17 protein-coding genes and 2 pseudogenes are annotated in these 21,886 nt (G+C 56.7%); 2 read left to right on the forward strand and 17 right to left on the reverse strand.

The features are described 5' to 3' along the window. Positions 1-2 precede the first annotated feature (2 nt). The 3 genes from remA to GZ1_RS03020 all read right to left on the reverse strand — a co-directional run bounded on the left by remA (position 3) and on the right by GZ1_RS03020 (position 3,959). Positions 3-266 carry an extracellular matrix/biofilm regulator RemA gene (gene remA, locus GZ1_RS03010; RefSeq protein WP_011230666.1) on the reverse strand — a complete coding sequence of 88 codons (264 nt, stop codon included), beginning with the start codon at positions 264-266 and terminating at the stop codon, positions 3-5. A gap of 56 nt (positions 267-322) precedes the next feature. Next, on the reverse strand, positions 323-1,198 hold the full coding sequence (locus GZ1_RS03015; RefSeq protein ID WP_020756039.1) for a YicC/YloC family endoribonuclease: 876 nt from the start codon (positions 1,196-1,198) through the stop codon (positions 323-325). An 88-nt stretch (positions 1,199-1,286) separates the two neighbouring features. Next, positions 1,287-3,959, reverse strand: a complete 2,673-nt coding sequence (locus GZ1_RS03020) for a cation-translocating P-type ATPase (protein ID WP_060787835.1) — start codon at positions 3,957-3,959, stop codon at positions 1,287-1,289. A gap of 314 nt (positions 3,960-4,273) precedes the next feature. Between GZ1_RS03020 and GZ1_RS03025 the strand changes: the two genes are divergently transcribed. Then, the gene (locus GZ1_RS03025) at positions 4,274-6,013 is read left to right on the forward strand and encodes an Rqc2 family fibronectin-binding protein (RefSeq protein ID WP_060787836.1); all 1,740 of its coding nucleotides are present in this window, start codon (positions 4,274-4,276) and stop codon (positions 6,011-6,013) included. A 248-nt stretch (positions 6,014-6,261) separates the two neighbouring features. Beyond that, positions 6,262-6,822 carry a Uma2 family endonuclease gene (locus tag GZ1_RS03030; protein WP_033005106.1) on the forward strand — a complete coding sequence of 187 codons (561 nt, stop codon included), beginning with the start codon at positions 6,262-6,264 and terminating at the stop codon, positions 6,820-6,822. Between the two features lie 15 nt (positions 6,823-6,837). Here GZ1_RS03030 and GZ1_RS19520 read toward each other — a convergent pair. From GZ1_RS19520 to GZ1_RS03100, 14 genes and pseudogenes are all read right to left on the reverse strand, one after another. Next, positions 6,838-7,013: pseudogene (locus GZ1_RS19520) on the reverse strand (IS1634 family transposase); the annotation flags it as partial. 978 nt (positions 7,014-7,991) lie between these two features. Further along, the gene (gene pyrE / locus GZ1_RS03040; RefSeq protein ID WP_033005802.1) at positions 7,992-8,615 is read right to left on the reverse strand and encodes an orotate phosphoribosyltransferase; all 624 of its coding nucleotides are present in this window, start codon (positions 8,613-8,615) and stop codon (positions 7,992-7,994) included. Further along, the gene (pyrF, locus tag GZ1_RS03045) at positions 8,612-9,331 is read right to left on the reverse strand and encodes an orotidine-5'-phosphate decarboxylase (protein ID WP_020755317.1); all 720 of its coding nucleotides are present in this window, start codon (positions 9,329-9,331) and stop codon (positions 8,612-8,614) included. Before pyrF ends, pyrE begins: the two co-directional genes overlap by 4 nt. Then, on the reverse strand, positions 9,303-10,244 hold the full coding sequence (locus GZ1_RS03050) for a dihydroorotate dehydrogenase (protein WP_060787837.1): 942 nt from the start codon (positions 10,242-10,244) through the stop codon (positions 9,303-9,305). The genes pyrF and GZ1_RS03050 overlap by 29 nt, the downstream gene beginning before the upstream one ends. Further along, positions 10,241-11,014 carry a dihydroorotate dehydrogenase electron transfer subunit gene (locus tag GZ1_RS03055; protein ID WP_060787838.1) on the reverse strand — a complete coding sequence of 258 codons (774 nt, stop codon included), beginning with the start codon at positions 11,012-11,014 and terminating at the stop codon, positions 10,241-10,243. Before GZ1_RS03055 ends, GZ1_RS03050 begins: the two co-directional genes overlap by 4 nt. After that, positions 11,011-14,208: a carbamoyl-phosphate synthase large subunit gene (gene carB, locus GZ1_RS03060; RefSeq protein WP_060787839.1), complete on the reverse strand. Its 3,198-nt coding sequence runs from the start codon at positions 14,206-14,208 to the stop codon at positions 11,011-11,013. The genes GZ1_RS03055 and carB overlap by 4 nt, the downstream gene beginning before the upstream one ends. Beyond that, a complete protein-coding gene (locus GZ1_RS03065; protein ID WP_060787840.1) occupies positions 14,201-15,295 on the reverse strand; it encodes a carbamoyl phosphate synthase small subunit in 1,095 nt (364 codons plus the stop codon). Before GZ1_RS03065 ends, carB begins: the two co-directional genes overlap by 8 nt. 2 nt (positions 15,296-15,297) lie before the next feature. Next, on the reverse strand, positions 15,298-16,584 hold the full coding sequence (pyrC, locus tag GZ1_RS03070) for a dihydroorotase (protein WP_060787841.1): 1,287 nt from the start codon (positions 16,582-16,584) through the stop codon (positions 15,298-15,300). Beyond that, positions 16,547-17,473, reverse strand: coding sequence for an aspartate carbamoyltransferase catalytic subunit (locus tag GZ1_RS03075; protein WP_060787842.1), 927 nt, complete (start codon positions 17,471-17,473; stop codon positions 16,547-16,549). The genes pyrC and GZ1_RS03075 overlap by 38 nt, the downstream gene beginning before the upstream one ends. A 166-nt stretch (positions 17,474-17,639) precedes the next feature. Further along, positions 17,640-18,941, reverse strand: coding sequence for a solute carrier family 23 protein (locus GZ1_RS03080; RefSeq protein WP_060475730.1), 1,302 nt, complete (start codon positions 18,939-18,941; stop codon positions 17,640-17,642). Between the two features lie 157 nt (positions 18,942-19,098). Then, on the reverse strand, positions 19,099-19,638 hold the full coding sequence (gene pyrR / locus GZ1_RS03085) for a bifunctional pyr operon transcriptional regulator/uracil phosphoribosyltransferase PyrR (RefSeq protein ID WP_060475729.1): 540 nt from the start codon (positions 19,636-19,638) through the stop codon (positions 19,099-19,101). Between the two features lie 185 nt (positions 19,639-19,823). After that, a complete protein-coding gene (locus GZ1_RS03090; RefSeq protein WP_060787843.1) occupies positions 19,824-20,738 on the reverse strand; it encodes an RluA family pseudouridine synthase in 915 nt (304 codons plus the stop codon). Continuing rightward, on the reverse strand, positions 20,739-21,230 hold the full coding sequence (lspA, locus tag GZ1_RS03095; protein ID WP_078172617.1) for a signal peptidase II: 492 nt from the start codon (positions 21,228-21,230) through the stop codon (positions 20,739-20,741). Positions 21,231-21,488: 258 nt separating this feature from the next. Beyond that, positions 21,489-21,886, reverse strand: a pseudogene (locus GZ1_RS03100) (hypothetical protein); the annotation flags it as partial.

Genomic DNA, 21,886 nt, shown 5'->3' on the forward strand with positions numbered 1-21,886 from the left:
CCCTACCCTTCCTCGGAGAAATCGTCGCTTCCATATAAGCGGTTCGCCACCGTTTCCGGCTGCACGGACGACAAAATGACGTGATCGCTGTCCATGATGATGACGGCGCGCGTCCTCCGCCCGTGCGTCGCGTCAACGAGCTTGCCGCTTTCGCGCGCATCTTGAATGATTCGTTTGATCGGCGCCGAATCAGGGCTGACAATCGTAATGATGCGGGCGGCTGACACCATGTTTCCGTACCCGATATTGATAAATTTCATCATCATGACACGCCCACCTGCCATATCCGATATTGTTGCCGCCAACAAGTCGTTTTAAACCGTTATTCCACGTTTTGCACTTGCTCGCGCATTTTCTCAAGCACGCTTTTCATCTCAACGACTTGCGCGGCAATCAGGCTGTCGTTTGCCTTGGCGCCGATCGTGTTGACTTCCCGGTTCAACTCTTGCACCAAAAAGTCCAGTTTCCTCCCGATCGGTTCGTCCATTTCTAAGGCGTCTGCCATTTGCGCCAAATGGCTGCGGATGCGTTTCAATTCCTCATGAATGTCCGCCTTTTCGGCAAACACCGCCACTTCTGTGAGCAGGCGCGCCTCATCGACCGGAGCGGGCGCCCATTCGCGCAGGCGGCGCGCAAGCCGCTCGCGGTATTGTTCAATCACAAGCGGCGCCCGCTGTTCAATAGCTTCCACCCCGGCTTCGACTTCATGAAGACGGGCGCGCAAATCCGCGGCAAGCGCCTCCCCTTCGCGCCGGCGCATGGCCACAAGTGCCTTTGCCGCTTCATCGACAGCGGCCAAAAGCAGCGGCTCGACCTCCTCGTTCGCTCCTTCCTCTTCCACAACTTCGACCGCCCCATCAAGCCGAAGCAGCTCGGCCGCCGTCACGCTGCCGTCAACGGCAAATCGCTTTGCGGCTTCCTGCACTCCGGCCCAATACTGGCCAAGCAAATCCCAATCGATATGTACGCTCCGTTTCACAAGCCCTTCTCCGGCGATCGTGACGAACACTTCCACTTTTCCGCGCCGCACGTACGGTGAAATTGCTTTTTTTATTTTATCCTCAAACACGAGCCATTGTCTAGGGAGGCGAATGGAAATTTCACAAAACCGGTGGTTGACCGATTTCATTTCCACCGCCACCATCAAACGATCCGTTTTTTTCGTGCTTGCGCCAAAACCAGTCATGCTGTAAACCATATCATCACATCCGTTGTTGCCTTGATGAAAAAGAAAAGGTCATAGAGCGTTGCTCTATCACCTTTTTTATTATAACATATCCATCCTTTTATTTTCTCATAAAAAGCGAGCCAGCAAACAAAAATGTCGGCAGGGCGGACAAGCCAATGATGAGCAGCCAATCGACCGCTGCGAGCGGCTTCGTATGGAACACTGCGGCAAGCGGTGGGTAATAGATGACGACAACGAGCAAAAGCAGCGACACGATCACCGCCGCGACAAGGTATATGTTCCCGAACGGACTGCGGTCAAAAACCGAACGATCGCAGCGGCAGTCGAACACATGGATCAATTGGGCCAACACAAGCGTCGCAAACGCCGCCGTCTGGGCGTAAACGAGATCCTCGCCGCTCCGTTCATAGGCGGTCAGAAACGCAGCCAGCGTAACAACGCCGATCAAAAAGCCGCGGCTTACGATTTTCCAGCCGAGCCCGCGGGCGAACACCCCTTCATCGGGACGGCGCGGCGGCCGCTTCATCACGTTTTCTTCTGGTTGGTCGAGCCCGAGCGCCATGGCTGGCAAACCGTCGGTGACAAGATTGACCCATAAAATTTGAATCGGCACGAGCGGCAGCGGCAAGGCAAGCAGCATCGCAAACAACATGACGAGAATTTCCCCGACGTTCGAGGCGAGCAAGTAGCGGATAAACTTGCGAATGTTTTCGTAAATGTTGCGCCCCTCTTCGATCGCGGCCTCAATCGTCGCAAAGTTGTCATCCAACAAAACGAGCGACGCCGCCTCTTTCGCCACTTCCGTCCCCGACCGGCCCATCGCGACGCCGATATCCGCCGCTTTCAACGCCGGCGCGTCGTTCACCCCGTCGCCGGTCATGGCGACAATATGACCGCGGCGCTTAAAGGCGTTGACAATTTTCAGCTTATGCTCCGGGGAGACGCGGGCAAACACGTAAATATTATCGACCTCGCGTTCGAGCTCATCGACCGACAGCTTCGACAACGTCGCCCCATCCATCACTTTTCCGCCAGGCGGCAGCACGCCAAGCTGTTTGGCGATGGCGGTGGCTGTCAACACATGGTCGCCGGTGATCATCACCGTTTTCATGCCTGCCTCTTTGCATCGCGCCACTGCTTGCTTCACCTCAGGGCGCGGCGGATCGATCATGCCGGCGACGCCGAGAAACCGAAGCTTTGTCTCCGCATCCTTCTCCGACTCGATCCGTTCCGTTTCCGCAAGCGGCCGATACGCGACGGCGATCGTGCGCAAGGCGGAAGACGCCATGTGGCGAATCGCCTTCTCAATCGTCTCTTTCCACGCCGGGGTCAGCGCCTGCTCGCGCCCGTTCCATTCCAGGCGGTCCGCCCGCTCAAGCAGCACATCGGGCGCCCCTTTCGTCACAACGAACCGCCGCCCGTTCCGGTCGCGAATGATGACCGTCATCATTTTCCGCTCGGAATCAAACGGAAACTCCTGTTCGATCGTGTACTCACGCAAAAGCATTCCTTTCGCCAATCCAGCTTTGGCCGCCGCGACCAGCAGCGCTCCTTCCGTCGGATCGCCGTCGACGTAACGCCGGCCGTTTTCCTCTTTCAACTCCGAACTATTGCAAAGCACCCCCATTGTCAATAGGCGAGCGAGCTGGGGAACGCGGTTCGGATCAACCGTCCGGCCGCGTTCAGAAAACTCGCCATCCGTTTCAAGACCAACGCCGCTTACCGCAAATGTCCGCCCGCCTGCCCATACTTGCGTGACGGTCATCATGTTTTCCGTCATCGTCCCCGTTTTGTCGGAACAAATGACCGAAGCGCAGCCGAGCGTTTCCACCGCCGGAAGCTTGCGGACGATGGCGTTCCGTTTGATCATCCGCTGCACGCCAAGCGCCAACACAACCGTCACAATGGCCGGCAACCCCTCCGGAATGGCGGCGACCGCGAGCGACACACCAGCCAAAAACATTTCATACAGGTCGTGCCCTTGAATGACACCTACGGCCACGACCGCTGCCGTCAGCACCAATGCGACGACAAGCAAAATTTTCCCAAGCTGCTCGAGTCGGCGCTGGAGCGGGGTTGCCCCCGCATCCGCCTCTTCGAGCATCGTCGCGATTTGTCCCATCGCTGTTTTCATCCCAGTGGCGATGACAATCCCGACCCCATTCCCTCTTGTCACGAGCGTCCCCATAAACGCCATATTGTGCAAATCGCCGAGCGACGCCTGTTTCGTATGAAGCGGGGCGGCCGATTTGGCTACGGGCACCGATTCGCCCGTCAAGGCGGATTCCTCGATTTCCATCCCGCTCGTCTCAATCAAGCGGATGTCGGCCCCGACCCGGTCGCCGCTTGCCAGCCTCACGACATCACCGACGACAAGCTCGCGCGCCGGAATTTTCACCCACCTGCCATCGCGCCGCACAACCGCTTGCGGAGCGGACAACCGTTTTAAGGCGGCAAGCGACTTTTCCGCCCGCCGCTCCTGGATAAACCCCAGGATGGCGTTCATGATCACGATGACGACAATCGCCACCGCATCCACATACTCGCCTAAAAACGCGGAAATCACCGTCGCCAAAAGCAACACAAGCACCATAAAATCTTGAAACTGGCGAAAAAAGACAACGATGGCCGACTCCTTCTTCCCTTCCGCCAGCTCGTTGTACCCGAACTGCCGCAGCCGTTTTTCCGCCTCCGCCGCAGTAAGCCCGGTCTTGACATTCGTCTTCGTCTCGTGCGCGACATCGCTTGCCGCGAGCGTATGCCATTGCATCTGTCTCCCTCCGTCCTTCCATTTTTTCGCACGCCGTTCCCGCTTCTCTATGCTTATTCATACATGTCCCAAAAAATGATAGTCCCCGCCATGATGTTTAGCGACACAAACATAAGGAGTCGTGGGGCCCTTTGCCACGCCATCTCCCCCATAAGGGAAAAAATCGTGTCAAAAAAGCGGGCCTCCCCATTTTATGCAACATGTTCGTCGGGCATCTTCGTCCGTCTTCAGGTAATATTCAAAGAAATGTTCAAAACGGCGGGTCGTATGGTAAGATCGAAATAGCAAACAAACGAAATAGAAAGGTGTTTTCCATGTCCTTTGACGGAGTGTTTACGTACGCCATTGTCGGTGAACTCGAAGAGGCGCTTGCGGGCGGGCGGATCACGAAAATCCACCAGCCGTCGGCGTATGAGATCGTGCTGCTTGTGCGCGCCCGGGGCCATAACCATAAAGTGATGCTGTCGGCGCATCCGACGTACGCCCGCGTCCATTTGACAAACGAAACGTACAACAACCCATCCGAGCCGCCGATGTTTTGCATGCGGCTGCGCAAACAGTTGGAAGGAAGCATCATCGAGTCGGTCCGTCAAGTCGATTTCGACCGCATCATCGTCATGGACACAAAAGGCCGCGATGAACTCGGCGATCTGCAGACGAAGCGGCTCATCATTGAAGTGATGGGCCGCCATAGCAACATCATCCTCGTTGATGCATCGACCAACACGATCATCGACAGCCTGAAGCATTTGCCGCCGTCGGTCAACCGCTACCGGACGGTGCTTCCCGGGCATCCGTACGTCGCTCCGCCGACGCACGGCAAGCTGAATCCGCTTGAAGCGACGGAAGAAACGGTGCTGAAAAAACTTGATTTTCACGCCGGCAAGCTCGCCCAACAGCTTGTTTCCGCCTTCAGCGGCATTTCGCCGCTATTTGCCAATGAGGCGGTGTTCCGCGCTGGACTCGCCAACCGGACGACGCTGCCGAAAAGCTTCCTCGCGCTCATCGATGACGTTCGGCGCCGCCGCTTTGCCCCGATGATGTACACGAACGGGGAAAAAGAATGGTTTTACGTTTTGCCGCTTAAGCACTTACAAATCGAAGGCCAACCGTTTGCGAGTGCAAGCGAGCTACTCGACCGCTTTTATTTCGGCAAGGCCGAGCGCGACCGCGTCAAGCAGCAAGCCCATGACATCGAGCGGCTCATGGCGAACGAAAAGGCGAAAAACGAGAAAAAGCTCCTAAAGCTCGAACAGACGCTCGAAGAAGCAAAGAAAGCCGACGTTTATCGACTGTACGGCGAACTGCTCACCGCCCATTTGTACGCCGCAAAGCGCGGCATGACGGAAATCGAGGTCGCAAACTACTACGACGAAAACGGAGGCACGGTCACCATTCCGCTCGACCCGCAAAAATCGCCGTCCGAGAACGCGCAGCAGTACTTTCAAAAATACCAAAAAGCGAAAAACTCGTTCGCCGTCGTGCAACAACAAATCGAGCGGACGAAAGAAGACATCGCCTATTGCGACACGATTTTAAGCCAGCTCGAAACCGCCTCGCCGAAAGATGTCGAGGAAATCCGCGACGAGCTCATTGAACAAGGCTATTTGCGCCCGCGCGCGGCGAAAGGAGCAAAAAAGCGCAAACCAACCGCGCCCGAGCTTGACCGCTACGTCGCAAGCGACGGCACGGAAATACTCGTTGGCAAAAACAACAAACAAAACGATTATCTCACAACAAAGCTGGCCCATAAGGACGATGTTTGGCTGCATGTGAAAAACATTCCCGGCTCGCACGTCGTCATCCGGAACAAGCAGCCGTCTGACGAGACGCTCTTGGAAGCGGCGAATCTCGCCGCCTACTTCAGCAAAGCCCGCCACTCCGGATCCGTGCCTGTCGACTACACGCGCATCCGCTATGTAAAAAAACCGAGCGGCGCCAAGCCGGGATTTGTCATTTACGAACACGAGCAAACGCTCTACGTCACACCGGATGAAGAACTCGTCCGCGCCATGAAACAACGGCAAAAAGAACAAGCGGCGAAACCATCGTAAACCCGCCCCAATGACCGCCCAACACGGCATCGGGCGATTCGCGCGAACTCCCGCAAACCGAAACAGTCTAGTGCCGCATCAAAGACAACGGGCTGTCTGTAAGACCAGCTGCATTGGCCTTATGGACAGCCCGCTTTGCAAACTTGTCGAGTCAACCACAAGCCGCCATCGCGAATGCAATTTGTTATCTTCAATCATCGTTGCCGTTTTGGATATGGTATAATAATGAAAAAAGCGAGGGAGATCCGATGAATCCAGAACCATCCAAACTGTATACGTATGCCGATTATATTCAATGGGATGGGCGTTGGGAGCTTATTGATGGAAAAGCTTACAACATGAGCCCTTCACCAACGTGGGAGCATCAGTTTACCGTTATGGAACTATCGTTCGCATTTCGTTCGTACTTTCAAAATAAAGATTGCTACGTTGCCATTGCTCCGTTTGATGTTCGTCTCTCCGAAAACGATGACTACACATATGCAAAACATGTCGTTCAACCCGATATTTCTGTCATTTGCAATCGAAACAACTTAACATCAAACGGCTGTTTAGGCGCACCAACACTCATTGTCGAGGTTCTTTCTCCGTCTACAGCATTAAAAGATCGAAATGAAAAATTTAAACTATACGAACAATTTGGTGTAAAAGAATATTGGATTGTTGACCCTTTGTATAAAACGATTGAAGTATTTGGGTTAGAAGATGGATTTTTTAAAAAAAGAGAAGCGTTTGGGGAAAATGAAACCATCATCTCTTTTCTATTTACCGATTTTTCTCTCGAGGCGAGGCGATTATTTTTTCAATAAAAATATCCGTATGACTTACACGTCAATGCTCTCATCCATGCCCAATCCCTGCAGAATCCTTCGCTGATCAGGGGTGGTCTCCCTAGCCTGCGTTGGATTTGCCCATCCGGCAGTTCCAACAGAACGATTCTCACATACCAAAACCATTGAAAAATCGCTTGTCCGGTTGGTCGGGTCCGTTTCCGGCCGCCGTACCGACCGAAACGCTTTCCACGAGGCCGCGGTCATCATACGTAAAAGTAGCGCCGGCTCCGTTTCCTGTCGTGAAGTTTTGATTTTATTTCCGTTGGCATCATAGTCATTCGTGGTCACATCATGGAGCGGATCGACGGTTTTGATGAGTTTGCCGGTCGCATCATAAGAGTAGGTAAACTCTTGTGACTGGCCATCGCTTGTACGAATGACTTTCGAAGTCATATTGTCATTCGCGTCATATTCATAGTTGACGGAAGTGCCGTTTGCTAACAACAGCTGTTTGAAGCGATCCGATAAATCATTGTTCCACTCCAATTCGCTGTGGTTCCTTCAAAGCTGCTATTTACAACTGGGGTGTAGGTGGAAGAAACCTGTGATTGGCTGCTTCATCCTATTTCGCGCAGGAGACTCCCACTTCAACGACCAAAGGGAGTAAGTGGGAGAGGAATGCGCGTTCCCCTTTTCTTTTGTGTATGATATAATAAAGGCGTGGAGAAAACCGTTTAATAAAGGCACTCCAATAACTGCTACTCGATGTATGGAGTTGGTTACAGGAAACGTTGTAACCGTAAAACATCGAGCGTAGATCCGTCTGTTGTGTGTGGAAGCCAAGTACTGCCAACAGACACACCGAGAGAATCGGTAACGATGCAGGCATGACCTGCGTCGTTGGGTAGTTGTCAACCTGCCCTGATGCAACCCCAAGTCAAGGAAGGAGGACGAAGTCCGCTTGTACTTCTGGGGAGTTGCAAGCCCCCACTTCAAGCGTTCGCGAAGTGGGGGTAGTTGACTAAAGATACACTGAATTTTACGGCCATTCGGAACAGACAAAGTTCGACATGTTTTTTCGTTTTCTTGTAGAAGCTTGCATGAGTAAAAGATTTGTCGTCAAAATGGAGAAAGAATCCTAGTACTTCGGTGAACTTTCATCAAAAAGGGGCTTTTGCGTCAGCCCCTTTTCCCTTGCGTTGATGTTAGTTCCCCCACTCCTCCGGATTCTCCCGCCATTTTCGCAATGTCGCCAAGTCGTGCTCGCTGACGGCGCCAAGGCGGACGGCCGTTTCGATGAGGGTGTCGTAGTCGGTGAGCGTGTAGACAGGCAAATTCTCTGCCGCAAACGCCTGCTTCGCTTTGTCGAGCCCGTACGTGAAAATGGCGGCGACGCCCAGCACCTCACAGCCCGCTTCTTTCAAGGCACGGACGGCCGCAAGCGAGCTGCCGCCCGTCGAGATTAAGTCTTCGATGACGACGACGCGCTGACCCGGTTCGGCTTGGCCTTCGATTTGTTTTCCTTTGCCGTGCGCTTTCGCCTGGCTGCGGACGTAGCACATCGGCAGCCCGAGCCGTTCGCTCACCCAGGCGGCGTGCGGGATGCCGGCGGTTGCGGTGCCGGCGATGAGATCCGCTTCGGGAAACTGGGTGCGGATGAGCTCGGCGAGGCCGGCGGCGATCAGGCGGCGCACGTCGGGGTAAGCGAGCGTCAGGCGGTTGTCGCAGTAAATCGGCGATTTCAAGCCCGAGGACCAGGTAAACGGTTCGTTCGGCTGCAGGGCGACCGCCCCGATTTCAAGCAATTTGGCGGCGATGTCGTGTTTCATTCTTTCTCTCCTCCGTTCCATTCGTGCTGCAGGCGTTCGTAGGCTTTCAGCGGATCGGCGGCGCGGGTGAGGCTGCGGCCGACGACAATGTAGTCGGCGCCGAGCTCGCGGGCGCGCTTTGGCGTGACGACGCGCACTTGGTCGTGCGCTGCCTCATCGGCAAAGCGGATGCCCGGGGTGACGGCGAGGAACGAGGCGCCGCACCGTTCTTTGATGAGCGGCGCTTCGTTCGCCGAGCAGACGACGCCGTCAAGGCCGCTTTCGTTCGCCAAGGCGGCGTAATGGCCGACTGTTTCCACAAGCGGGCGGGAAATCCACAGCTCCTCGTGAAGCATCCGCTCGTCCGTGCTCGTCAGCTGGGTGACAGCGATGCAGCGCGGCCGCATTCTTCCGCTTGGCGTGCCGGCGTCAAGCCCCTCGATCGCCGCTTCCATCATGCACCGGCCGCCGGCAGCGTGGACGTTCACCAAATCGGCGCCGACACGGGCGAGCCCTTTCATCGCTTGTTTCACCGTATTCGGGATGTCGTGCAGTTTTAAGTCTAAAAAGACGGCATGCCCTTGTTCTTTGAGAAACGCGACGATGGCGGGACCTTCCTGATAGTACAGCTCCATGCCGACTTTCACAAACAGCGGTGTTCCGGCAAACGGCCGCAAAAACCGCTCCACCTCTTGTTTTGATGGAAAATCAAGCGCGACAATGAACGGCGTGTGCACCAGTCTTCCAGCTCCTTCCTATGCATTCGGAAATGTGGCCGATCCCGAGTTCATCGAGCAGCGCCGGCAAGTCGGCGATGATCGTCGGGCAGACGAACGGGTCGACAAAGTTGGCCGTTCCGACGGCAACCGCGCTCGCGCCGGCGTAAAAAAATTCGAGCACGTCTTCCGCCGTTTGAATGCCGCCCATGCCGATGATCGGAATCGACACCGCCTGGCTCACGTCGTAAATCATGCGGATGGCGATCGGTTTGACCGCCGGGCCGGATAAGCCGCCGGTGCCGTTGGCCAAAACGGGGCGGCCTGTTTTCACGTCGATGCGCATGCCAACGAGCGTATTGATCATCGTCAAGCCATCGGCGCCCGCTTGTTCAATCGCTTTTGCCATCGCCACGATGTCGGTGACATTCGGCGACAGCTTCACGTACACCGGCACGGCGGACACTTCTTTGACAAGCCGCGTCAGTTCCGCGGCCACGTCCGGCACGGTGCCGAACGCAATCCCGCCTTTTTTCACGTTTGGGCAGGAAATGTTGAGCTCTAACGCATGGACATTGGGCGCTTTGGAAATCGCTTCGGCTACCTCGACGTACTCTTCCACCGTCGAGCCAGCGATGTTGGCGATGATCGGGACGTCAAACTGTTCAAGCCACGGCAGTTCTTCTTCGAGCACTTTGTCAAGGCCGGGGTTTTGCAGGCCGATGGCGTTTAACATCCCGCCCGGCGTTTCTGCCACCCTTGGTGTCGGGTTGCCAAAGCGCGGCTCTTTTGTCGTCGCCTTGATCATAATGGCGCCTAACACGCTTAAATCGTAAAACCGGGCGTACTCGCGGCCAAATCCAAAACAGCCGGACGCCGGCATGATCGGGTTTTTGAGCGAAAGACCCGGCAGTTCGACCGCAAGCCGGTTCATAGCACCACCTCCCCGGCCCGAAACACCGGGCCGTCGCTGCATACTTTTTTATACGCCGTCTCGCTCCCTGGCACATGGCAGACGCAGGCGAAACACGCCCCGACGCCGCAGCCCATCCGCTCCTCGAGCGACACGTACACCGGCCGGTTCGGAAACCGTTCCGCAAGCGCCCGAAGCATCGGCTTCGGACCGCAGGCGTACAAGACGTCAAACTCGAGCGAGCGCGCTTCGATCACATCGGTGACGCGCCCGGCCGTTCCGTGCGAGCCGTCATCGGTCGCGACATGCGTCTCGCCGAACGCGGCAAATTCCTCTTCGTAAAAGACCGCCGCTTTCGTTTGAAACCCGAGCACGCTCACCACTTTGACGCCGCGCTTTGTGAGCTGTTTCGCCAGTTCATAGAGCGGCGGGACGCCGATGCCGCCGCCGACTAGCAGCGCCCGGCTGCCCGCCGGCGCGGCCTCGAGCGGAAAGCCGTTGCCGAGCGGGCCGAGCACATCGACCGTGTCGCCCGGCTGTTTTTGCGCCAACAGCGCCGTGCCTTTCCCTTCCTGGCGGTAAATGATCGTGCATTGCCCCTGCTTGTGGTCGATATGGCAAAGGCTGAGCGGGCGGCGCAGGAGCGGATCGGCGGATGCGGCCACTTTCACATGAACGAACTGGCCCGGTTGGCGCATCTCTTGCACGAGGCGGCCTGAAAGCGTCAATTCATACGTCCGCTCGGCGATCAACCGCTGGCTTGCGACCGTCATTCGTTCGTGGCCGATCATGACCGCACCAGCCCTTCCGTCATCGCCGTTGTCGAGAACGTCATCGATTCGAGCACTTGCAGCATCGCCCTTGCCGTATCAAGCGACGTCAAGCATGGGATGCCGTTTTCGACCGCTTCGCGGCGGATGCGGAAGCCGTCGCTTTCCGGCTGCTTCCCTTTCGTCAGCGTGTTGATGACGACTTGCGCCTTCCCTTGGCGGATGACATCTAAAATGTTCGGTGACGCCGAGTGGATTTTATTGACGACCGTCACCGGAATGCCGGCCGCTTTCAACGTTTCCGCCGTGCCGTTCGTCGCCAACAGCTGGTAGCCGATGTCGGCAAAGCGGCGCGCCAGCTCGACCGCTTCTTCTTTGTCTTTGTCGGCCACCGTCAACAGCACCGCCCCATGCGGCTGGATATGGATGCCCGAGGCGACAAGCCCCTTATAGAGCGCTTTTTCAAACGTCACGTCCTTGCCGATCACTTCGCCGGTCGATTTCATTTCCGGGCCGAGCGAAATGTCGACGTTGCGCAATTTCGCAAACGAGAACACCGGCACTTTCACGTACACGCCAGGGCGCACCGGGCAGACGCCCGTCTCATAGCCCATCTCGGCGAGCTTCGTCCCTAAAATGGCTTTCGTGGCGAGATTCGCCATCGGCACGCCGGTGATTTTGCTTAAAAACGGCACCGTGCGGCTTGAGCGCGGGTTCACTTCCAAGACGTAGACATCGCTTCCCGAGACGACAAACTGAATGTTCAACAGCCCGACAATATGCAGCCCGCGCGCCAGTCGGATCGTGTAATCCGCGATCTTGTCGATCACTTCCGCGCTTAATGTCTGGGGCGGGTAGACGGCAATCGAATCGCCGGAATGGACGCCGGCCCGCTCGATATGTTCCATGATCCCGGGGATGACGACCGTCTCGCCGTCGGCGATGGCATCGACTTCGACTTCCTTGCCAGTGATGTAGCGGTCGACAAGCACTGGGTGCTGCGGATTGACGCGCACGGCGTGTTCCATGTAATGAAGCAGCTCGCCGCGATTGTACACGATTTCCATCGCCCGGCCGCCGAGCACGTACGAAGGACGGACGAGCACCGGGTAGCCGATTTCTTCGGCGATGGCGACCGCTTCTTCGACCGAAACGGCGGTTTTGCCGGCCGGTTTGGGAATGCCGAGTTCCGAGAGCGCCTGTTCAAATTTGTCGCGGTCTTCGGCGCGGTCCAAATCCTCAAGCGTTGTCCCAAGCAAGCGGACGCCGCGCGCCTCGAGTTCCGCCGCCAAGTTGATGGCCGTCTGACCGCCGAATTGGACGATGACGCCGATCGGCTGCTCGAGGTCGATGACATGCATCACGTCTTCGGCCGTCAGCGGTTCGAAATACAGTTTGTCCGACGTGCTGAAGTCGGTCGAGACCGTTTCCGGGTTGTTGTTGATGATGATCGCCTCATAGCCGGCCTGCTTAATGGCCCAGACGCAATGGACGGTCGCATAGTCAAATTCGATCCCTTGGCCGATGCGGATCGGGCCGGAGCCAAGCACGATGACGCTCGGTTTTTCCGTCACGATCGATTCGTTTTCTTCCTCGTACGTGCTGTAGTAGTACGGCGTTTCCGACGTGAATTCGGCTGCGCACGTATCGACCATTTTGTACACCGGCATGATGCCTCGTTGGCGGCGCAGCGCGTAAATGTCGCGCTCCGTTTTGTTCCATAACGCCGCTATCGCCGCATCGGAGAAGCCGAGCCCCTTCGCTTTTTTTAACACGTCAAGGTCGCCCGGGTGGTTTTTCAAGACCGTTTCCATCTCAATAATGTTTTGAATCTTATGCAGGAAAAAGCGGTCGATTTGGCTCCATTCATGCAGCGTCTCCACCGTCACCCCGCGGCGGAGCGCCTCGGCGATGTAAAAGAGCCGTTCATCGCCCGCCTTGCGGATCCGTTTTTCCATCACGTCGTCGGCGGCCGTTTTCGCCTCGTTCAATTCCAGATGATGCACCCCGATCTCGAGCGAACGAACGGCTTTTAACAGTGATTCTTCGAACGTCCGGCCGATCGCCATCACTTCGCCGGTTGCTTTCATTTGCGTGCCCAACTGGCGGTTCGCCGATTCAAATTTGTCAAACGGAAAGCGCGGAATTTTCGTCACCACATAGTCGAGCGCCGGCTCGAAGCAGGCGTACGTTTTCCCGGTGACCGGGTTGATCATTTCGTCAAGCGTCAGCCCGACGGCGATTTTCGCCGCCAGTTTCGCGATCGGATACCCCGTCGCTTTTGACGCCAGCGCCGACGAGCGGCTGACGCGCGGGTTCACTTCAATGACGTAATAGCGGAAGCTGTCCGGGTCGAGCGCGAGCTGGACGTTGCAGCCGCCTTCGATGCCAAGGGCGCGGATGATTTTCAAGGACGCGTTCCGCAAAAGCTGATATTCGCGGTCGCTTAACGTCTGGCTCGGGGCGACGACGATCGAATCACCCGTATGAATGCCGACCGGGTCGATGTTTTCCATGTTGCAGACGACGATCGCGTTGTCGTTGGCGTCGCGCATCACTTCGTATTCAATCTCCTTGTAGCCGGCGATGCTCCGCTCGAGCAAGCATTGATGCACCGGGCTCATCTTCAAGCCAGTTGACACAATCTCGACAAGCTCTTCTTCGTTCGTGCAAATGCCGCCGCCCGTGCCGCCGAGCGTGAACGCGGGGCGGACGATGACCGGATAGCCGATTTGTTCGACAAACGCATACGCCTCTTCCAGGCTGTGAATAATCGCGCTTTCCGGCACCGGCTCGCCAAGCTCGTTCATGAGGGCGCGGAACTGTTCGCGGTCTTCCGCCTTTTCGATCGCCTCGAGCTTCGTGCCGAGAATTTCCACGCCGCACTCTTCAAGCACGCCGGCCTTGGCGAGCTCAACCGCCAAGTTGAGGCCCGTTTGGCCGCCAAGCGTCGGCAAAATCGCGTCCGGCCGCTCTTTGCGGATGATGCGGGCGACAAACTCAAGCGTCAGCGGCTCCATATAGACTTTATCGGCGATTTCCGTATCGGTCATGATCGTCGCCGGGTTTGAGTTCACCAGAATGACTTTGTATCCTTCTTCTTTTAGGGCTAAGCACGCTTGCGTCCCTGCGTAGTCGAACTCGGCCGCCTGGCCGATGACGATCGGCCCCGAGCCGATGACTAAAATCGTTTCAATGTCGCGGCGCTTAGGCATGGATGACTTCTCCTTTCTTGTTGAACTGGCGGATGAGCGCCAAAAACTCGTCAAACAGCGGATTGGCATCTTCTGGCCCCGGCGACGCTTCCGGATGGTATTGCACCGTAAACGCCGGGAAATCGAGATGGCGCAGCCCTTCGACCGTGCCGTCATTTAAGGCGATATGCGTCACCTCAAGCCGGGTGCCAGAAAGCGACTCGTGCGTGACGGTATAGCCATGGTTTTGCGACGTGATGGCGACTTTGCCGGTGCGCAAGTCTTTGACCGGATGGTTCGAGCCGCGATGGCCGAATTTCATTTTCTCCGTATTCCCGCCGCACGCCAACGCGAACAGCTGATGGCCGAGGCAGATGCCAAAGAGCGGCACTTTGCCGAGAATCCCGCGGATCATCTCGATCGCTTCCGGCACGTCTTTCGGGTCGCCCGGTCCATTGGAAAGCATGACCCCATCCGGATGCCAGCCGAGCACCTCTTCAGCGGTGGCGTTGTACGGCAAGACGATGATATCGCAATGGCGCTTGTTCAGCTCGCGCAAAATGCCGTGCTTCATTCCAAAATCGATCAAGACCACGCGCTCGCCGCGCCCCGGGCTCGGGTAGGCGCTTTTCGTTGAGACGCGCCGCACTTGGTCGCGCGGCCACTCCATCGCCCGCAGCTTGGCTGCTGCTTCCACCGGATCGACATCTAGCCCACAGATCATCCCTTTTAACGTTCCGTATTGGCGGATAAGGCGCGTCAGTTTGCGCGTGTCGATGCCGGAAAGGCCAGGGATGCCTTTTTCTTTCAAATACTCGTCCAACGTCAGTTCTCCGCGCCAGTTGGACGGCTTCACGCACGCTTCTTTGACGATGAACCCGTGCACATGCGGGCGGATCGCTTCAAAGTCGTCGCGGTTGATGCCGTAGTTGCCGATCAATGGATATGTCATCGTCACGATTTGCCCGCAATACGATGGATCGGTCAAAATTTCTTGGTATCCGGTCATGCCGGTGTTAAAGACGACTTCCCCGGTCGTCTCTTTCAAGCTGCCAAACGCTTCGCCGACAAAAAACGAACCATCTTCTAAAATCAGCTGCCGTTTCATCTTTACGCCCTTCCTTTCTCCCATACGAGTGTACCGCCGACAAACGTCATCACCGGCCAGCCTTGGCACACCCAGCCGGCAAACGGCGTATTTTTCCCTTTGGACGCAAACGTCTCGGGATCAATCGCTTCTTCTGTTTCCAAATCAATGACCGCAATATCCGCCGGCGCCCCGACGGCAAGCCGGCCCGCGTTTAGGCCGAAGCATTGCGCCGGTTTCACCGTCAGCCAGTCGACAAGCTGCTTTAGCGTAAACACGTTCTTTTTGACCAAATGGGTGTACAGAAGCGGGAACGCCGTCTCGAGTCCGACGATGCCAAACGGCGCCGCCTCGATGCCTTTCGCTTTTTCCGCAGCCGTATGCGGCGCGTGGTCCGTGGCGATCAAATCGATCGTGCCGTCGAGCAGCCCTTCCATGAGCGCTTCACGGTCCGCGCGGCTGCGCAGCGGTGGGTTCATTTTGTAGTTCGCATCAAGCCCTGGAATATCCTCATCGCACAAGAGCAGATGGTGCGGCGTCACTTCGGCGGTGACGCGGATGCCGGCCCGCTTCGCATCGCGGACGACGCGCACCGATTCTTTCGTGCTGATATGGCAGACGTGATAATGGCATCCGGCTGCCTCGGCAAGCAAGATGTCGCGGGCGATGTGCACCGCCTCGCACACAGAAGGAATGCCGCGAAGTCCATAGCGCCGGGCGAACTCGCCGTCATGCACCGCGCCGCCGTTTGTCAGCGTGTCGTCCTCACAATGGGCGACGATCGCCATATCGAGCGCCGCCGCCTGTTTCATCGCTTCAAACATCATCCCGGCCGACTGGACGCCGACGCCGTCATCCGTGAATGCGAACGCTCCCGCTTCTTTGAGCGCCGCAAAATCGGTCAGCTCTTCCCCTTTTTGCCCAATCGTGATCGCCGCGTACGGAAGCACGTTGACGCGCGCCGTTTCGCGGATGCGGGCTTGCAGCCATTCCATCTGCTCTTTCCGATCCGGCGCTGGGTTCGTGTTCGGCATGGCAGCAACCATCGTAAATCCGCCTTTCGCCGCGGCGAGCGTGCCTGTCTCAATCGTTTCTTTCGCTTCGCCGCCCGGTTCGCGCAAATGAACGTGCAAGTCGATCAGGCCAGGAACGATGAGACGGCCGCCGACGTCGATCACGTCCTCCTCATTCGCTTCCAGCGGCTGTTCATAGAGGATCGCTGCAATGGTTCCGTGTTCGATTTTGAGATGTGTCCGCATCAATTCCCCATCTTTATTGAACGACATGCCATTTTTCAGCCATACGCCCATGCTCCATTCTCCCTTCCATTGCCCGTTTTAAGACAGCCATCCGCACGTAGACGCCGTTTTCCATTTGTTTAAAAATGCGCGATGCCTTCGCTTCGACAAGTTCGCTTGCGATTTCGACCCCGCGGTTGACCGGCGCCGGATGCAAGATGATGGCGCCCGATTTCATCCGCCGCGCCCGCTCAAGCGTCAGCCCGTACCGCGCATGGTACTCCTCTTTCGTCAGCCCCATTGTTTCCCCATGGCGCTCGTGCTGGATGCGCAAAAGCATCACGACATCGGCGCAGGCGATGGCCTCATCGATGTCGACGTACGTCCCGTGCGGATTCGTTTCATCTTTCCACTCTTCCGGTCCGGAAAACAGGACGTTTGCCCCCAGCCTTGTCAACACTTCCGCATTCGAGCGGGCGACGCGGCTGTGGCGGATGTCGCCGATGATCGCCACCGTCAAGCCAGTGAAGGCGCCAAACTCCTGACGGATCGTCAATAAGTCCAAGAGCGACTGGGTCGGATGGTGCCCGCAGCCGTCGCCTGCGTTGATGACCGGGATGCCGACCGCATGGCGGAGCGCTTCGAAATACGCATCTTCGTGATGGCGGATGACAACGGCGTCGACGCCGATCGCCTCAAGCGTCTTGACCGTATCGTACAGCGTCTCCCCTTTTTGCACGCTCGAGCGTTCCGGGTCAAACGGGATGACATGAAGCCCAAGCTTCCGTTCCGCCATCTCGAAGCTGCATTTCGTGCGCGTGCTCGGTTCGAAAAACAAGTTGGCCACATACATCGGCGCCGCCGGACGCCACGGACGCCCGTTGCGAAACGCTTCCGCTTCATCGAGCAAACGGTTGATTTCCGTCAAAGGCAATTCTCCCAGTGTCAGCAGATGGGTCATCGGTCTCGCTCCTTTTCGTTTTTTACAAAAAACACCTTGCCGGCGAGGCAAGGTGTGATGATCGGCGTATAGCGGGGCCGAGGATAGACGACGGCCCTCCATGCGCCTTCTTTTTCACACCTTTTTAAGCCTCGCGGGACTCAATTAAAAGGTGTTTTTTATTGAATTAGGCGACGTGGTCGCTGCTTTTTTCTTCTTCAAATAAGTTTTCCGCCGCTTGCGGCCGCCCCGGCAGCACTAAATTGAGCAGGACGCCGACAATCGCTGAGAGCGCCATTCCGGTGATTTGGAAGCTCTCGCTGATTTTGAGCACCGCTCCGCCGATGCCGATCACCAAAATGACCGAGGCGATGACTAAGTTGCGCGTCTCGCCGAAATCAACGCGGCTGTCGACCAACATGCGCAAACCGGACGAGGCGATGATGCCGAACAGCAAGATCGAGACGCCGCCCATGACCGGTGTCGGAATGGAGCTGATCAGCGCCGTCACTTTGCCGACAAAGCCGAACACGATGGCGATCACCGCGGCGCCGGCGAGCACATAGACGCTGTAGACACGCGTGATCGCGAGCACGCCGATGTTTTCCCCGTACGTCGTTTTCGGCGGCCCGCCGAGCAACGCGGAAATCATCGTCGCCGTTCCGTCACCTAAAATCGAGCGGTGCAACCCCGGCTTTTGGATGAGGTCGCGGCCGACGACTTTGCTTAAAACGAGCTGGTGGCCGATATGTTCCGACAAGGTGACGATGGCGACCGGCACCATGAGCATCACAATCTCCGCGGTGATGCGCACCGGATAGTCAGCAAACGGGAGAAGGAAATCCGGCGACTCAAACCATTTCGCCGTCGCCACCTTCGACAAGTCGACCAGTCCGACGGCGAGGGCGTAAACATAGCCGACGACAATGCCGACAAGCACCGGAACTAAGCTCAATATGCCGCGCGCCAGCACCGAGCAAATGATCGTGGCCGCGAGCGTCACCAACGCAACGGAAAAGTGGAGCAGACTGTAGTTGCCGTCCGGGCCGTTCATCGCCATCCCGACCGCCGTGCCCGCTAAGCCGAGACCGATGACGATGATGACCGGACCGACGACAACGGGCGGCAACAGTTTCATCACCCAGCGATAGCCCGCTTTTTTAATGATGAGAGCAACAATGCCGTATACAAGCCCGGCAAGGAAGCTGCCGATCATGGCCGCCCCCGGGCCGCCGGCCGTTTTCGCCGCGATGATCGGCGCGATGTAGGCAAACGATGAGCCAAGGTACGCCGGCACTTGCCATTTCGTGATGAGCAAAAACGCGAGCGTCCCAAGCCCGCTCGTGAGCAAGGCGATTGACGGATCTAAGCCGACCAAATACGGCACCAAAATCGTTGCCCCGAACATGGCGAACAAATGCTGCAAGCTTAACGTCACCCATTGCCCGGCCGTCGGGCGGTCTTGAATATCCAATATCGGTTTGTTCACTTTCCGCCACTCCTTTCGCAATATAAGCGAATGTATCTTCTAGTGTGCACAAAAAAACCCTCTTGGCCCGCGAAGGCACAAAGAGGGTGCAGAAACAGCCGAAACCATTCCGCCCCTTTTGCAGCCTCGCGGGACTGCGCTTAAAAGGGAGCCTGCTTTATTTTTCATGAATCGATACTTGATCGACGCCATCCACTTCCGACAATTCGACGACAATGACTTCGGCGCTGGACGTCGGGACGTTTTTGCCGACGAAATCGGCGCGGATCGGGAGTTCCCTGTGTCCGCGGTCAACGAGCACGGCGAGCTGGACGCGCGCCGGGCGGCCCAAATCCATGACCGCATCCATCGCCGCCCGCACCGTCCGGCCGGTAAACAGCACGTCATCAACCAAAATGACTTTCTGTTCGCTCACCGGAAACGGCACGTTCGTCCCTTTCACAAGCGGCTCATGATCATCCGTTTTTACCGTCAAATCGTCGCGATACAGCGTAATATCGAGTTCACCGACCGGAACGGACGCCCCTTCGATTTGTTCGATCCGCTCGGCCAAGCGGCGCGCCAAGTAAATGCCGCGCGTTTTAATTCCGACCAGCACGCAGCCGTCAATGCCTTTGTTCCGTTCGATGATTTCATGGGCGATGCGCGTCAACGCGCGGCGAATCGCCTGCTCATCCATTACAACCGCCTTTTGCATGCAAGCCACCTCCGTTGGCATAAAAAAATCCCCCGCCTGTGAAGCGGGGGATGCGGCTTACAGCCGCGGAACGAAATGGACATACGACGCCTATTTCCTTGATCCGACCCCTTCTCAGCCTCACAGGACTGAACTTAAAGGTTCCTGTTCACTTGTTTTCATTGTAAAGCGGCTGCGTCCGTTTGTCAATCGTTTTTTCGCAGCCATTCGAGCAATTCGGCAAACTCTGGAGGCAACGGTGCTTCAAACTCCAAATACTCGCCGCTTCGCGGGTGGCGGAAGCCGAGCACCCCGGCGTGAAGCGCCTGGCCGTCGATGGCGAGCGTTTTTTTCGGTCCGTATTGCGGGTCGCCGGCGAGCGGGTAGCCGATATATTTCATATGGACGCGAATTTGATGCGTCCTTCCCGTTTCCAGCTGGCATTCGACATACGTATACTGGCGAAACCGCTCGAGCACGCGGAAATGGGTGACGGCTTCTTTGCCGTTTTCTTCGGTGACCGCCATTTTTTTTCGGTCGCGTTTGTCGCGGCCGATAGGAGCGTCGATCGTGCCGTAATCATGCGGAATGACGCCATGGACGATCGCCTTGTAGCGGCGCGTCACCGTTTTGTTGACGAGCTGCTCAACAAGCGAGCGATGGGCGGCATCATTTTTCGCCACCATCAACAGCCCCGATGTATCTTTGTCAATCCGGTGGACGATGCCGGGGCGCAGCACGCCGTTGATGCCGGAGAGGTCGCGGCAATGGGCGAGCAAAGCGTTCACGAGCGTGCCGCGCATATGCCCGGGCGCCGGGTGGACGACCATGCCGCGCGGTTTGTTGACGACAAGGACATCCTCGTCCTCATAATAAATGTCCAGCGGAATCGGCTCCGGTTCCACATGAAGCGGCTCCGGTTCGGGCGGCGAGATGGCGACCGAGTCGCCCGCTTCGCATTTGTAATTGGCCTTCACCGTGCGGCCGTTGACCGTCACGAGCCCGTTTTTGATCCATTGCTGCACTTGCGAACGCGACCATTCGTCATTTAGCGCCGCGATCACTTTATCGATCCGCTCGCCGTCATATTCGTCTTCGATGTGAAACGTGATCGTGTCCATCTACTCATTCCCTTTCTCTGGTGTCGCGAAAAAAAATAGATGAATAAACAGCAAGATGACGCCGACGGTCAGCGCCGAGTCGGCGATATTGAACACCGGAAAGCTGTACGTGCCGATGTACGTATGAATAAAGTCGACCACTTCTTTCCGGAATACGCGGTCGATAAAATTGCCGATCGCCCCGCCGAGCATCAGCCCAAGCCCCACGCCGGCCAGGCGCTCGGAAGGCTTCAGGCGGCGGATGTAAATCACGATCGCCGCCACGACGATCACCGTAATTAAATAAAAGAGCCAAAACTGCCCTTCCAGCATGCCCCACGCCGCCCCGCGATTGCGGTGCGACGTAATGTAGAGCACGTTGTCGATGATCGGGATGCTTTCCCCAAGTCGCATATAGCGGACGACAAGCCATTTCGTCCATTGATCGAGGATGATGACCGCCGCCGCGAGCCAATAGTATGCCACCGTGCCAAATCCCCCTGTCCTTCTCATTCATCCTTTTTGCATTGTAGCATAATTCGCCATGGCAAACAAATGAAGCGACAAAAAGGAGTCAGTCAAGACTTTATAGAGAGCTTTTTTCGATTTACGGCGGCCATCTCAATTAGCCATGATAAAAAGGAGAAACGACTTCCCACTTCCTGACCATGGAAGCGACAAGAGGAGTATGCGGCCGGGTGCACTAAACGAACGGACATCGTTCCATAGAAGCTCCTCATTCCCACATTCAGCCGATGGCTTCCAATTCGTTTACCAAAACTCCCGTCCAATCAAAATGGCGGCGATCACAATGCCCGCCCCCAGCCACATCATGGGGAGAAGGAGGGACAGCGAATCGGCCGGCGCTTGAAACAAAAACAGATGTGGCCACGGCATGAACGTTCCTTGCGTTGCGACTTCCATAAACGTATAGACCGCGATGACGGACAAGGCGACATCCAGGCTGCCAAAGACGCCTAACAAGGCAAGCCCAATCAACTGGTAAAACAAAAACAACAGAAACAGGTGCCCCAACACGGGAGCGGTGAGAAACATCGTTCCTTGAATCCCTATGACCGCCGCGACAAGAAGAGCGATGCATCCCCCATGCAAAACAGCATAGCGAACCAAGTCGAAGACGACCGTTTTTCGGTAATGCCATAACAGCG

Origin of the sequence: Geobacillus zalihae NBRC 101842 (assembly GCF_001544135.1) — a bacterium.
GTDB lineage: Bacteria > Bacillota > Bacilli > Bacillales > Anoxybacillaceae > Geobacillus > Geobacillus zalihae.